Origin of the sequence: Mycobacterium angelicum, from assembly GCF_002086155.1 — a bacterium.
GTDB lineage: Bacteria > Actinomycetota > Actinomycetes > Mycobacteriales > Mycobacteriaceae > Mycobacterium > Mycobacterium angelicum.
Map to the genome: position 1 here is coordinate 1 of NZ_MVHE01000039.1, position 12,763 is coordinate 12,763.

Sequence of the window (12,763 nt, forward strand, 5' to 3'; positions counted from 1 at the left end):
CCCACCGGCACCGCCATTGCCCAGGAACAACGCCTGTCCCCCGGTGCCTCCGGTACCGCCGATGCCCCCGATGCCGCCGTTGCCCATCAGCCAGCCGCCGGTGCCGCCCATGCCACCGGTACCGCCGCCGAAGCCGGCACCACCGGCACCGCCATTGCCTATCAGCCCGGCGTTTCCGCCGCTACCGCCGGCCACCGCGCCGCCGCCGGTAGGGCTGTAGCCGGCTCCACCGTCGCCGAACAGGATTCCGCCGGCACCGCCATTGGGGCTGGCCGCCGTTCCCGCAACACCGTTGCCGATCAGTGCCCGGTGGAACACGAAACCGGTGGGCGCATTGATGATCGGGTCGAGCGCCTGGCCGAACGGGCTGCCGATCCATGCTTGGCCGGCCGCGTGAATCGGGCCGTAGACCGCCGTCTGGAACCCGTCGGCAACGGCCGACCCCAGGCCAGCAGCGATGGTCGCCTCGGCACCGGCATACGACGCCGCCGCCGCACCCAGATTGCGTACGAATTGCTCGTGATAGGTCGCCGCCTGCGCCGCCGCCGCCTGGTACTCCGCAGCATGCCCGCCGAACAGCGCCGCGATGGCCGCCGAAACCTCGTCGCCGGCCGCTGCTGCCAGCTCAGTCGTCGGGATGACGGCTGCCAGATTGCCGGCCCGCACCGCCGAACCGATCTGCGCCGCATTCGCCGCTGCCGTCTCCAACAGATCCGGCGTCACCAGCACTAGTGACATCGCCCTACTCCCCGTGTTCTCGAGTCCTAGCAATCATGGCGTCCGAGGCCGCAAAAAGAGCGGAAATCAACCGACGATTTTGAGATCGGTAGCAGTCGCCGCGGCCTTCACTGATTGCAATGTCAACAGGGCGCCACCTGAAGGGAAAAACTATGAACCGGATTTCGCGTTTGGCGGCGACGGCGGTGGTGTCGGCCGGTTTGAGCCTGGCCGGTTTGGCGGTTGGCGCGGGTATCGCGCATGCGGGTGGCCCGCGTCAGTGGTGCCCGGGGGACGACCCGCGCGGTGAGCCCGGTGGCGCGTTCGTGACCAGCCCGCCGGATTGGGACTGGAATGTGTGCCACACCTACTACATAGTTCCGGCGGGGCAGGGCAATGTGAGCCCGGGCATTCTGGCCGACGCTCCCCCGCCCCCGCCGCCGACGGTCTGCTGGACACTCTTCCTCCCGCGGCCCTGCTAGGGGTTTCCGCGAAAAAAGGGGGTATCCGGAAGGCCATGGCGAGCGAACACGAGGTATCCCTGCGGGGCGAGATGGCGGCCGAGCGCGCTGCGGAGTTGCGTGAGCGACACAGCGAACTTGCGACCGGGGAGCCCATTACCGCCGACGACGTCGAACTCGCCGAACACCGCGCCGATTTGGCCCGACAGCGCGCCGCGCATGCTGGGCTTTTGGCCGCGCGCAGCTTCAATGAGTCGGCGCGGATGCACGAAAAGGTCGCACGCACCCAAGATGAGGCGGTCGCCCAGGGCGTCTCGCACACGGCGGAGCACGAGAAGTCGGCGGCATGGCATCGGGAAGCGGCCGAAGTCGATCGCACTTTGGCGAAGCTGAAGATGATTGAGGCCGAAGCCGACCTACGTCCGCAGACCGATCAGTGATGTGCGCCGCGGCGTGGGTGTCTAGTTACAGCAGCACCGAATCGGGGGCGCGGCCGCCCAGCCTGCGCTCGCGCCGCGCGTAATCCGCGAGCGCCAGCTCGAGGGTCTGACGGTTGAAGTCGGGCCACAAGTCGTCGAGGAACAGCAGTTCTGAGTACGACGATTGCCACAGAAAGCAGTTGGACAGCCGACGCTCACCACCGGTACGGATGACGAGGTCGGGGTCGCGCATCTCGGGCGCGTAGAGCAGCTGCCGAAATGCTTCCTCGCCGCCACCGTTGTAGCGCTGTGCAGCGTCGAGCAACTCCTGCCGGCCACCGTAGTTGAACCCGACGAACAGGATCATTCGGGAGTTGTGCGCGGTCAGCGCCTCGGCCCGGTCCACCGCGTCGAGCACCGCTTGCGGCAGACCGTCACGCGACCCGACTATCCGGAGCCGGATGCCGTGCGGCTCCAGCTCTTCGGCGGCGCGAACCAAGTAGTGCGCGAACACCCGCATGATGCTGTCGAGTTCGCCGGCAGAACGTGTCCAGTTCTCCGTCGAAAAGCAATACAACCCCAGCTGTTCGATACCCAGCCCGCAGGCATCGCGGGCAAGCGGGATCACCAGTGCGGCACCGGCAACATGGCCCTCCTCCAGCGACAGCCCCCGCGCCCGGGCCCAGCGTGAGTGGCCGTCGGTCATGATGACGACGTTGCGCGGCAAGCGGTCGGGCTCGAGGCCAGGCAGTCCCTGGGTCAGATCGTCCATGGTGTCCTCATCGGGTCGAAATTCGGATTGCTGGGTCCTGGGTTCTGGTGCTGCCGCGCGACGGCAACACGACGGCGACGGCGATTGCGGCGGCGACTGCGATGCCCGCGCATGCCAGGCAGCTCACCCGGACCCCGTCGAGGAAGGCGGCTTCGACGGCTTGGTGAATGCTCTGGGCCTGCGCTGCGGGCAGTTGGGCGAGCACGTGCTGGGCTTGGGCCATGGACTCACGCATCGAATCGTGGGTGCGGGGCATCGTGTCCAGGACCGCGCTGCTGCCGTCCAGGCTGTGGGTGTAGACGGACGCGAAAACGCTGCCGACGATCGCGACGCCGAAGGCTCCCCCCAATTGGCGGGTCGCGCCGGTCACCGCCGCGCCGACGCCCAAGGTGGCCTGTCGCAACGAGCCCATGATCGCATCGGTCGCGGCGGCCAGTGTGAGCCCGAGGCCGGCGCCCAGCAGGGTCATTGCCGCTCCGATCGCCCAGTACGAAGTGGCGCTGTCGAAGTAGCCCGACCACGCGATGGCTACGGCGAGGCCCGCCAGTCCGCCGGTCACGACGGACGTCGCACCGAACCGCTCGGCGAATCGCGGGGCTAGCACGCTGGCCGCGGCAACCGAAAACGCTAACGGCAATAGGCGCACACCCGTTTGCAGCGGCGTGTATGCGGTGACGAATTGCAGATATTGAGTCGCGACGAAAACGAATCCGCACATTGCCAGAGCGGCCGCCGCGATTGCGATGGTGCCGCCGGTGAACCGTCGATCGGCAAATATCGACAGATCGAGCATCGGGTGCGCGGTACGCAGTTCCCGCCAGATAAACACCCCGAGCAAGATGGCTGCGGCAATGAATCCCGCGCAGGTTCGGGCGCCGCTCCAGCCGATTTTGGGTGCTTCGATAATCGTGTAAGTCAGTAGCGTGATGCCAATCGCGGACAATGCCAGTCCGGCGAAGTCGATCGGCACCCGCTCGGGGTCTTTCGAGGTGGGCACGAATAGCACCGCCCCGACGAGGGCCAGCCCGGCGATGGGGACGTTGACCCAGAAAATCGATCCCAGCGAAAAATGGCCGAGCAGCCAGCCGCCGGTGATGGGGCCGGCAATGACCCCGAGGCCCGTCATCGCCGACCACACCCCAATTGCCTTCGCGCGCTGCGCCGGACCGGGGTAAATGTTGGTGATCAGGGCCAGCGTCGTCGGATAGATGATCGCCGCGCCGAGTCCCATCGCTGCCCGCGCCGCGATGAGGGTTCCCGGCGATGTGGCGGTCGCGGCGACGGCCGACGTCGCGGCGAAGATGGCCAGGCCAATCGTGAGCCAGCCGCGCCTGCCGTACCGGTCGCCGAGGTTGCCCGCCGAAAGCAGCAGCCCGGCGGTGGTTAAGGCATATGCATCGACGATCCATTGCAACTCGCCGTTGTCGGCATTCAAATTGCGCGACAACGTGGGCAGCGCAACGGTGACGATCGTCAGATCAATGCTGGCGACGAAGTTGCCCAGACACATGACGGCAAGGGCGATTTCGGGACGAAACCGCGCCTGCGCGGTTGTTCCAATCGGTTCCGGCCCGCTCATCACCTGAAAAGCGATACCAGATGCCATCCCGATTTTCGGCAAAAGCAGACAACATGAGGGTCCTCAATTGCCGAACTCAGTTGGCCGGCGCTAACCCGCCAGGCGGGGTACAGCTAGCCGGTCTGGGCCGGCGGGTCGTCGACCGACTTGAACCGTGGGTCGACCCCGGCCATCTTGAGGATTGCGTTCGCCACCGGATAGTCGCCGTCCTTGCGGGATTCGATGTACTGCCGAACCCGCTCGTTGGCGAACATCGAAACGCCGGCCTGGTCCATGTACTGCCGCATCTCCTCTAGGTCGAGCAGTACCAACTCGTCGTCACCGCGCCAGCCGAAGGCGATCTGCAACACGCGGGCAGACAGCCCGAACTTCTCCCCGATCGCTATCAGTTCGGCATAGCTGGGGAAATCCTCGGCGTCCTTGCGCCGGGAGTAGGTGGCCTTCGGCAGGTTGAGCGCGGTGGCGATCTCGCCATCTGGAATGTCGCGATTCAGCAGCCACTCCAACACGCGACCGAGGTCCTTCCCGGACCTCGTCAGTCTCGGCATCCCACAAACGGTAGTAGGTGACCGAAAACCAGTCAAACGACTCCACCTTCGGATCTTCAACTCACATCCAGTCCTTTCGAGTTAATTTATGCCCAACTGTTCCATTTGTGAAACAGTTGGCTTACGATACAACGCAACAGCCCTATTTCGGCACAGATGACCGATTCAGGAACGGGCCTTGGACACCGGGAGAAGCCATGACGCACCCACTCACCACCGAGGACCACCCGCGGCCGGCGCGCCGCCGCTCGGCCGCCAAGCTGGCGTGGGCGCTGGCAATCGGCTGCGCACTCGGGGCAGGGTTGGTGGCAACCGGCGTCGCCCAGGCGGACACCGCAGCCCCCAACACCCCGTCCTACGACCTCGGCTTCACCAAGGCGTTCAACGACGGCCAGCTGACGGCCACCCGCATGCGCGCGGAGGGTTTCTCGCTGCAGCACATCGTGGTGTCCAACCGGATCCCCACGATCTGCGCCAAGGAGGCGGCGTCGGTGCAAGCCTTCCCAGGCCTGGACCGGCCCGAATTCATGCAGGGCTGCGCCGACGGAATGAACAGTCTGATCGAAACCGGCGTGGCGTACTGAACGCGGGCTTATCCGCACCAAACCGCCTACGATTCCGACGTGGCCACCCCAGATGATCTCGACGGCACCCTCCGAAATCTCCGCGCGCGCATCGCGGCGTTAGAGGCGTCCCAGTCCGACTTGGCGGCGATGGCCGACGCCATCAAGGCCTTCGGCAGCACCCAGCAAATGCTCGCCGATGTTCTGCGCGGTTTCGGCGGCGGCATGAGAGATACCGCCGACGATTCCAACCAACGGATCCGCGCCATCGAAGCATCGGTCGCCGAGATCAAGGACCTCTTAGGGCGGACAACCGGCCGCTAGCCGACGTGGCGGGCCAGGAAGTCCTGGACGGCCGCGGCGAACACGTCGTTACGGTCGCCGGCGACCATATGTCCCGCGCCGCGCACGTCGGCGAACTCGACCTGCGGGAAGCGCGCGAGAAACTCGTCCGCGCTTTCCTGCCGCACGAGGTCGCTCATCTGGCCCCGAATCAGCAGCATGGGCACACCGTCGCGCAGGATCGCCGCGACCGCCGCGTACAACCGGTCGCGGTCGGTGACCTCGATCGGCGGAAGCGCCGCGGTGCCGCTGATGAACTGCGGATCCCAATGCCAATACCAGCGGTCGCCACGGCGGCGCAGGTTGGTGGTCAAGCCCTCCAGGTCGGTGGGCCGGGGGCGATGCGGGTTGTACTCGGCGATCATGTCCGCGACCTCGTCCAGCGAACTGAACCCCGATTCGACTCGGTCGGCCATGAACGCGTGGATTCGATTCGCCCCGGACTGGTCCATGTTCGGCACGATGTCCACCAGCACCACCGCGCCGGCGATACCCGGCGCGAGTTCCCCGGCCAGCAGCATCGAGGTGAACCCGCCCAACGAGGCGCCCACCAGCACGGGCTTGGGCGGCAGATCGCGGAGCACTTCCTGAATGTCCCGGGCGAAACTGACGACGCGGTAATCGCCGTCGGCCGACCAGTCGGATTCGCCGTGGCCGCGCAGGTCGATGGTGACGGCCTGCCAGCCGCGCTCGGCCACCGCCGCCGCTGCCCGGCCCCATGACCTGCGGGTCTGTCCGCCGCCGTGTAAGAAAACCACGGCCCGGGCCGTCGGATCCCCGAGCCGGTCGGCAACGATGCGCACGCCGCCCGATCCCTGGATCGAGAACAGCTCAGGGGTCATCAGCCGATACTAGAACCGAGTTCAGCTCTCGGGATCAGCCGTCGTCGCGAGAACGGTGCTCGCCCTTCCACAGCTGGGCGAACCGATGGGCGATCCTGCCCAGGCCGCCCCGTCGCGAACTCTTGATCCGGCTCAGCGCCTGTTGTCCCTCGGCGGCGTAGTCCTGGACGGATTCGTCTCCTTCTTCAGCGCGCATGGCACTTCCCCCGTTCTGTCGGTGTGAGCCGTTCGGGTGGTTCCGCGGGCAGCAGCCGTTCCGGCGGTTCGGACGGCGTGAGCCGTTCGGGTGTTTCTGACGGGGTCAGCCGCTCCGGCGACTCGTCGGGGGTGCCGCGCTCGGGCACCGCGGTGGCAAACATGATGTCCTTCCGATCGACTCAGTCCTGGCTACCCGGTCGACCCGAGGACCCAAACGGGCTCAGCCGCCGGTGCGGTTGAACTTCATCTCGTAATTGCCGCCTACGCAGGCACTTCCCGATTCGTCCTTGAAACCTGTTCCGGTGAGCAGCCCGATCGGGTCTTGGGCCGGGTTGGGCAGCGGGAAGGTGCCGTTGATCTTGACGTGCGAGGTGCCGCCGGCCGGACACGATGCGTCGTACTCGTCGTTTCGTGTCCACACGTTGTCGGCGAACGCCAGCAGCTGGGTACCGCTGCTGCCGTCTGTTCTGACGAAGCGGCTTATGCATCGGTCGCCGGTGCGCAGGCACACGGTTTCCACGCTGTAGTCGGCTTCCTGCGGCTTGGGCGGCTGCGCGCCGCTGGTGTAGGTGGTCACCAGGTGGTACGTGCCGTGCAGGGACAGCGCCGGGGTCAGCACCCGAGCCGGCTGGTCAGCGGGGTTGGCCAGCTTCGCGATGTCCGCATCGCCGGTTCGGGTGAACGTCACGTTGCGTTTGCTGTAGCAATTGAGCGAATCCGAGATCCATTCGCCGGCCAGCGAGCCGTCCGGGCGCGGCTGCAACCAGATGAAGTTCCACTTCTCCACGGGTTTGTCGTTGCACTTGGTTCCGGACAGGGCGACCCCGGTCCAGCGGCCACGGACGTCGTCGAAGATCAGACTGGTCGCGTGGATGAAGGTGCCCGACATTCTCGATGCGGTGGCCACACAGCCTTCTCCGCTACAGCTCGACCGGATGACCCAGGTCTCCCGGCCCGGCGGTTCGCCGCCTTGCACTTCCTTGCCCGTCAGCGACAGCTTTGGCCCGAAGTCGGCGGTGAAGGTGCCGGTGAACGGCCCGGAGTTCGGCCCGGCCCGGCTGGGCTGGCTGGTGGGCGGGTGAGCGGGCTGGTCGCCACCGCCGCCGTTGCTCAACACAACCGCGACGACGACGCCGACGACGGTCAGCACCGCCGCCGCACCCCCCAGGATGAAGGGTGTGCGGCTGCGTTTCCTGCGGGTCGGAGTCGCGGGGCCCGACGGCGGAGTCGCGGGCCAGGCGGGCTTGGCGGCCGGGACGGCCGGGACGGCCGGCCATGCGGCGTTCGGCCGGCGATCGCCCGGCGGTGGGCCTGGGGCGGGGCGAGGGCCGCTGTTGTGCGCCGATTGATAGTTCTGCGGCATGGTGGGCGGGAACGCCTGCCGGGTGTCGGGCTGCATGGGCGGCGGCCGGCGCTGGGGATACGGGATCGCGGCCGTTCCCGTGATCGCCTCGCGCGCCGCGACGGCCATCTGCGTGACGGTCGGATAGCGGTGATCGGGGTTCTTGGCCATGGCCGTGGCGATGACGCCGTCGAGTTCGCGCGGCACACCGCGCCGCATGGTCGAGGGCCGCGGCGGCGGCAACGAGAGATGACCGCCGATCTGTTGTTCGAGGCTGTCCCCGGGGAACGGCTGGCTGCCGGTCAGACATTCATGCAGCACACATCCCAGGGCGTAGGTGTCGCCGCGCGGATCGGTCTGGCCGGTGGTCACCCGTTCCGGCGCCATGTAGGCCCACGTCCCGATCACGTTGCCGGTGCCGGTCATGCTCGGTTCCCCGGTGGTGCGGGCGATGCCGAAATCGATCAGGTAAGCGAAGTCGTCCTCGTCGACCAGAATGTTGGACGGCTTGACGTCGCGGTGCACCAGGCCGATCCGGTGCGCGGCGCGCAGCGCGGAGGCCACCTGCTCGATGATCTTGACGGCACGTTCCGGGTCCAGCACCTCGCCGGCCAGGATGGCCTGCAAATCCTTGCCGTTGACCAGCCGCATGTCCACGTAGAGGCGGCCGTCGATTTCGCCGAAATTGTGGATCGGTACCACGTGCGGGTCATTCAGGCCCGCCGCCGCCAGCGCCTCCCGGCGAAATCGCTGCTCGAATACCGGGTCGTGGGCCAGGTTCGCCGGCAATACCTTCACGGCGACCACCCGCTGGGTTTCGGTGTCGTAGGCGCGCCACACTTCGCCCATGCCACCTCGGCCGAGCAACGCGATCAGCCGGTACCGGCCGAAGGGCGTACCTTGCACTTCGCCCCCTGGCGAATGTCGGGTAATACCAGCAAACACATTAGAACCGTGCGGCCGGTCGGCGACAGAAAATCACGATTGTCCCCGGGTCCGCCAGGATGCAGCGCAAATGGGCGGCATTCTGGCAATCTAAGCCGGGGACCCGGCGGTATCTGCGGTCCTCGCTAGGCGAGGGGGTGCGCATGGCATTCGATGAGCCGTCACCGGTGACGGAGTTGACCCAGGAACTGCGACTGGCTACCACCATGACCGGCGGCGTCAGTCTCGCGATCTGGATGGCCGGAGTGGCCCGCGAGATCAACCTGCTGGCCCAGGCGTCGCAGTGGCGCAGAGCCGGTGGCGCCTTTCCAACGGACAACCCGCTCAGCAAGGAGTCGACCGCTTCTCTCAAGCTGTACGCGCAACTGCTCGACCTGCTCGACACGATCGCCGATGTCGACATCCTGTCCGGCACCAGCGCCGGCGGCATCAACGCGGCGTTGCTGGCCCACGCACGCATCGCCGGGGCCGATCTCGGCGGGCTGCGCGACCTGTGGCTCGACCTCGGCGCGTTGACCGACCTGCTGCGCGACCCACGCGATAAGCACACGCCGTCCCTGCTGTATGGCGACGAACAGATGTACGCCGCGCTGGCCAGGCAAATACCCAACCTTCAGATCGGGCCGTTTCCGCCGACGAAGTTCCCGCCGCAGGCCCGCACCCCCTCGACCACCCTCTACGTCACCACCACCCTGCTCACCGGCGAAACCAGCAGGTTCACCGACTCGTTCGGCACCCTGGTGCAAGACGTCGACCGCCGCGGCCTGTTCACCTTCACCCAAGACCAGCTGGCCGAGACCAGCACCGCCGCGGCCCTGGCACTGGCCGCCCGCAGCTCGGCCTCCTTCCCGCTGGCCTTCGAGCCCTCGTTTCTGCCCTTCAACCAGGGCACCCCCGCACACGGCCCCAAGCAGCACGAGGTGCCGGCCCGGCCGCCGATGGAGGCCTTCACCAACATCACCCGCGCGCACTGGGTCGCAGACGGCGGGCTGCTCAACAACCGGCCCCTCGGCGTGCTGCTGCGCCGCATCTTCGACCGTCCCGCCCGGCGAGCGGTGCGCCGCGTGCTGCTCTTCGTCGTGCCGTCTTCGGGGCCGGCGCCGACGCTGGTGGACGCGGTCCCGCCGGACCGGGTCGACGAGCCGCTGGGGCTGGTCGACGCGTTGCTCAAGGACCTCGCCGCGATCACCAACCAGTCGATCGCCACGGATCTGCGCGAGATCCGCATCCACCAGGACCGCATGGAAGCGCGAACCGACACCAAGTTGCGCCTGGCCGAGCTGGCCGCGCGACTGCCCGACGGCGTGCGACTGCTCACCGAGCAGCTGCTGGCCGACTACGCGACACGGGAGGCCACCCGCCACGGGCAGTCCCTCACCGATGCCCTGTTGCGTCAGCTCAGCACGTGGCCGCCGGAGTCGGGACCGTCAACCGAAAGCATCCCGGCGAACTGGCAGCCCGACCTCTCCATCGGCGGCGCCGAGAAGATGTGCCGGCGTCAGGTCACCGCGGCGATCCTGAGCCGGTGGTCGCAGCCACCTGCACAGCCACTGCCGCAGACCGCGGCCGACCTCGGCCGGTACGGGCAACCGGCGTACGACCTGGCGAAGGGATGTGCGCTCAACGTCGTCCTAGCGGCCTACCAGCTGGCGCGCACTGAAGACGATGTCGCCGCCCTGGCCGAACTCACCCAGGCCATCCATCTGGCCTGCCCGCCGCCGGACCCGGTCGGTCTCGCTGAGCTGGTGCGCAGTACGTGCACCAACGAGGCGGTGCGGCGAGGTTCGCTGGCCAATGCCGCCCGCGTACTGGCCGCCGATTATCTGCAGCGGCTGAAGGTGCCCGAGGACGCCTGGGCCAAGCTGGGCGGGGCCCTGGTAGTCGGCTACCGGAAGCTGAGCGGGCTTGGCGCCGGCGTCCCGGCAACCGATCCGCTGAATATCTACCTCGACTACCTGGGGTCCGACGACGATCCACCGACCATGGCGGGCAAGCTGTTCGATCTGGCCGCCACTCAGCGGTCGATGCTTCCGGCCGAGGCGGACATCGAACAATCAGTGGAGCTGGTGCAGGTGAGCGCCGATTCTCGCAGCCTGCTCTCGCCCGATTGGGAGACCGCGCAAAAGAAGCTCACCGGGATGCAGTTCCACCATTTCGGCGCGTTTTACAAACGGTCGTGGCGGGCCAACGACTGGATGTGGGGCCGGCTCGACGGATGCGGCTGGCTGGTCCACGTGCTGCTGGATCCGCGACGGGTGCGCTGGATGGCGCAGGCCCGCACCGCGCCCGACGCAGCGCAAAGCAATGCGCAATGGTTTCTTGAGAAGCTGCAAAGCCTTGCCGCACTTGATCTTCCGGCATCGGAGGAAGCCCGCCAACAGCTACTCGACGAGCTGGCGTTCCTGGACAGCCCGACCACGCCGACCCCGGCGAGCCTGCCCAGTACGTCGATGTGGCTGGCGCAGGCGTGGCAGCAGCGGGTGCTCGACGAGGAACTGGACGGGCTGGCGGAAACGGTGCTCGACCCGCAGCCGGGAAAGCCGCCGGACTGGAGCCCGACGACGTCACGCAGCTGGGCGGCCAAGGTCCTGGCCGCAAATCCGGGCAAGGCCAAATATGCGCTGCTGAACCAGAATCCGGTCGCCGCCGAGACTTTCGCCAGCGACAAGGGATCGCCGCTGATGGCACATACCGTCGCCAAAGCCGCGGCGACGGCCTCCGGTGCGGCCGGCTCGGTGCGGCAACTGCCCAGCGTCCTCAAGCCGCCGGTGGCCACCTTGCGAACATTGACGCTGGGCGGATATCGGGTGGTGTCCTGGACCAAAGGCGTTGCCCGGTCGATCATCATCGCCGGCACCATGCTGCTGTTGCTGGGTATCGCGGCCGCGATTCAATCGGTGACCGTGTTCGGGGTGACGGGCCTGGTCATGGTGGCGACGGGGAGCTATCTCGTCGTCCTGGGGACGTGGCAGATCTCCAGCCGGCTGTTGTTCGCGCTGCTGTCGACAACGCTTGTGGCAGCGCTATTTTTCCTGGCGACGCCCGTGGTACGGCAGTGGTTGTTCGGCGACGAGAAACATCCTGGGCTGGTGAGCGCGCACGTGTACTGGCTGGGCTCCCAGTGGTGGCACCCGCTGATCGTGGTGGGTGCGCTGGCGCTGGGCATCACTGTGATCGCGGTGGCCAAGCCGGGCCGGCGCTAGCAACGCGCTAGTTCGCGGGCATGCGCTGGGCGCGAAAGAAGTTCGTAGCCGAGGGTTGCAGGATCAAGACCAGGATCGGCACCGCGAAAAGCAAACCGATGATTCACAGAGCGCGAATTCCGTTGTAGAGCACCATCAATCCGATCAGCACCAGCACGGCTGCCAGCATCGCCGCGTGGTTTTTCTCCATCCAGTCCTTGAGCCGGGTCAGCGGCTCGTCGAGGCGGTCACCGGCACTGGCGAAGGCCAGGACGGGGATGGCGACCGTGGACGCGGCGACCACGACGAAGATTGCGGCACAGATCAACTTTCCGGCGGACTCCAGGCTGCTGGTACCGATGGCCAGACCACCCGCGACGCAAATGATCGATACCTCGGGCCGCAGCACCGACAGCACCACCGCGGTCACCCCCGCCCGCACCGGAGAGATGGTGGAAAAGGTCCGCATCCAGCGTGGCGATTCGGCGTGGCCGTGACGGGTCGTCCACCGGTACACACCGAACGCGATCAGCAGCGAACCGAGCACCACCCGCACCCAGGAAGCCCACGTCGGCGGACCCTTGTGCAGACCGCCGAGCAGGCCGGAGGCCGCGACGAAGATCGCCGTCAGCGCGGCCAGTCCCAGCACCCAGCCGCCGAGGAAGGCCAGGGCCGTCGGCCGCGGTCGCGGTGCATGCAGTACCAGCACGGCGGGGATGATCGTCAAGGGCGAGACGGCTATCACCAAAGCGAGCGGAATCAACGCGGCCAATACGTGGCCCCAATTTCCTGTCACGGGCAGCAATCTTCGCATTGCCACCGCCGCCGCGGCCGCCAGACGCCCCCTAGTGAG

The 12,763-nt window shown here is 67.2% G+C and carries 13 protein-coding genes; 5 read left to right on the forward strand and 8 right to left on the reverse strand.

What is annotated here, in order from left to right; translation table 11 throughout:
• The coding region (locus BST12_RS19510; RefSeq protein ID WP_139801784.1) for a PE family protein at positions 1-738 on the reverse strand (738 nt) is incomplete at its 3' end.
• Positions 739-890: 152 nt separating this feature from the next.
• On the opposite strand from BST12_RS19510, the gene BST12_RS19515 reads away from it, so the two are divergent.
• Entirely contained in the window at positions 891-1,199 is a 309-nt protein-coding gene (locus BST12_RS19515; RefSeq protein WP_083114783.1) for a hypothetical protein, read from the forward strand.
• Between the two features lie 35 nt (positions 1,200-1,234).
• Complete coding sequence (locus BST12_RS19520; protein WP_245850442.1) at positions 1,235-1,618, forward strand: hypothetical protein; 384 nt, start codon at positions 1,235-1,237, stop codon at positions 1,616-1,618.
• 25 nt (positions 1,619-1,643) lie between these two features.
• Here the strand turns inward: BST12_RS19520 and uppS are convergent, their stop codons facing one another.
• From uppS to BST12_RS19535, 3 genes are all read right to left on the reverse strand, one after another.
• Complete coding sequence (gene uppS / locus BST12_RS19525) at positions 1,644-2,369, reverse strand: polyprenyl diphosphate synthase (RefSeq protein ID WP_083114784.1); 726 nt, start codon at positions 2,367-2,369, stop codon at positions 1,644-1,646.
• A 7-nt stretch (positions 2,370-2,376) separates the two neighbouring features.
• Positions 2,377-3,948 (reverse strand): DHA2 family efflux MFS transporter permease subunit, encoded by a 1,572-nt coding sequence (locus tag BST12_RS19530; protein ID WP_083114820.1) that lies wholly within the window; start codon positions 3,946-3,948, stop codon positions 2,377-2,379.
• Positions 3,949-4,061: 113 nt separating this feature from the next.
• Positions 4,062-4,496 carry a hypothetical protein gene (locus BST12_RS19535; protein WP_245847228.1) on the reverse strand — a complete coding sequence of 145 codons (435 nt, stop codon included), beginning with the start codon at positions 4,494-4,496 and terminating at the stop codon, positions 4,062-4,064.
• Between the two features lie 197 nt (positions 4,497-4,693).
• Here BST12_RS19535 and BST12_RS19540 point away from each other — a divergent pair, with 197 nt between their 5' ends.
• Both BST12_RS19540 and BST12_RS19545 read left to right on the forward strand, forming a co-directional pair.
• Positions 4,694-5,080, forward strand: coding sequence for a hypothetical protein (locus tag BST12_RS19540; RefSeq protein ID WP_083114786.1), 387 nt, complete (start codon positions 4,694-4,696; stop codon positions 5,078-5,080).
• Positions 5,081-5,119: 39 nt separating this feature from the next.
• Entirely contained in the window at positions 5,120-5,383 is a 264-nt protein-coding gene (locus BST12_RS19545) for a hypothetical protein (protein ID WP_083114787.1), read from the forward strand.
• On the opposite strand, the gene BST12_RS19550 is transcribed toward BST12_RS19545, so the two are convergent.
• From BST12_RS19550 to BST12_RS19555, 3 genes are all read right to left on the reverse strand, one after another.
• Positions 5,380-6,243 (reverse strand): alpha/beta fold hydrolase, encoded by an 864-nt coding sequence (locus BST12_RS19550; RefSeq protein ID WP_211281310.1) that lies wholly within the window; start codon positions 6,241-6,243, stop codon positions 5,380-5,382. The two genes, BST12_RS19545 and BST12_RS19550, sit on opposite strands and share 4 nt — an antisense overlap.
• A gap of 34 nt (positions 6,244-6,277) precedes the next feature.
• The gene (locus tag BST12_RS32105; RefSeq protein WP_170062159.1) at positions 6,278-6,439 is read right to left on the reverse strand and encodes a hypothetical protein; all 162 of its coding nucleotides are present in this window, start codon (positions 6,437-6,439) and stop codon (positions 6,278-6,280) included.
• A 222-nt stretch (positions 6,440-6,661) separates the two neighbouring features.
• A complete protein-coding gene (locus tag BST12_RS19555; RefSeq protein WP_083114788.1) occupies positions 6,662-8,689 on the reverse strand; it encodes a serine/threonine-protein kinase in 2,028 nt (675 codons plus the stop codon).
• Positions 8,690-8,871: 182 nt separating this feature from the next.
• On the opposite strand from BST12_RS19555, the gene BST12_RS19560 reads away from it, so the two are divergent.
• Positions 8,872-11,931, forward strand: coding sequence for a patatin-like protein (locus BST12_RS19560; protein ID WP_083114789.1), 3,060 nt, complete (start codon positions 8,872-8,874; stop codon positions 11,929-11,931).
• A gap of 103 nt (positions 11,932-12,034) precedes the next feature.
• Here the strand turns inward: BST12_RS19560 and BST12_RS19565 are convergent, their stop codons facing one another.
• On the reverse strand, positions 12,035-12,724 hold the full coding sequence (locus BST12_RS19565) for a GAP family protein (RefSeq protein WP_083114790.1): 690 nt from the start codon (positions 12,722-12,724) through the stop codon (positions 12,035-12,037).
• Between the last annotated feature and the right edge of the window lie 39 nt (positions 12,725-12,763).

What these genes read in the sequence shown, in the direction of transcription:
- BST12_RS19515 (WP_083114783.1), top strand. Translation starts at nt 891, where the DNA reads ATGAACCGGATTTCGCGTTTGGCGGCGACGGCGGTGGTGTCGGCCGGT.
- BST12_RS19550 (WP_211281310.1), bottom strand. Translation starts at nt 6,243, where the DNA reads ATGACCCCTGAGCTGTTCTCGATCCAGGGATCGGGCGGCGTGCGCATC.
- BST12_RS19540 (WP_083114786.1), top strand. Translation starts at nt 4,694, where the DNA reads ATGACGCACCCACTCACCACCGAGGACCACCCGCGGCCGGCGCGCCGC.
- BST12_RS19565 (WP_083114790.1), bottom strand. Translation starts at nt 12,724, where the DNA reads ATGCGAAGATTGCTGCCCGTGACAGGAAATTGGGGCCACGTATTGGCC.
- BST12_RS19535 (WP_245847228.1), bottom strand. Translation starts at nt 4,496, where the DNA reads ATGCCGAGACTGACGAGGTCCGGGAAGGACCTCGGTCGCGTGTTGGAG.
- uppS (WP_083114784.1), bottom strand. Translation starts at nt 2,369, where the DNA reads ATGGACGATCTGACCCAGGGACTGCCTGGCCTCGAGCCCGACCGCTTG.
- BST12_RS19560 (WP_083114789.1), top strand. Translation starts at nt 8,872, where the DNA reads ATGGCATTCGATGAGCCGTCACCGGTGACGGAGTTGACCCAGGAACTG.
- BST12_RS19530 (WP_083114820.1), bottom strand. Translation starts at nt 3,948, where the DNA reads ATGAGCGGGCCGGAACCGATTGGAACAACCGCGCAGGCGCGGTTTCGT.
- BST12_RS19520 (WP_245850442.1), top strand. Translation starts at nt 1,235, where the DNA reads ATGGCGAGCGAACACGAGGTATCCCTGCGGGGCGAGATGGCGGCCGAG.
- BST12_RS32105 (WP_170062159.1), bottom strand. Translation starts at nt 6,439, where the DNA reads ATGCGCGCTGAAGAAGGAGACGAATCCGTCCAGGACTACGCCGCCGAG.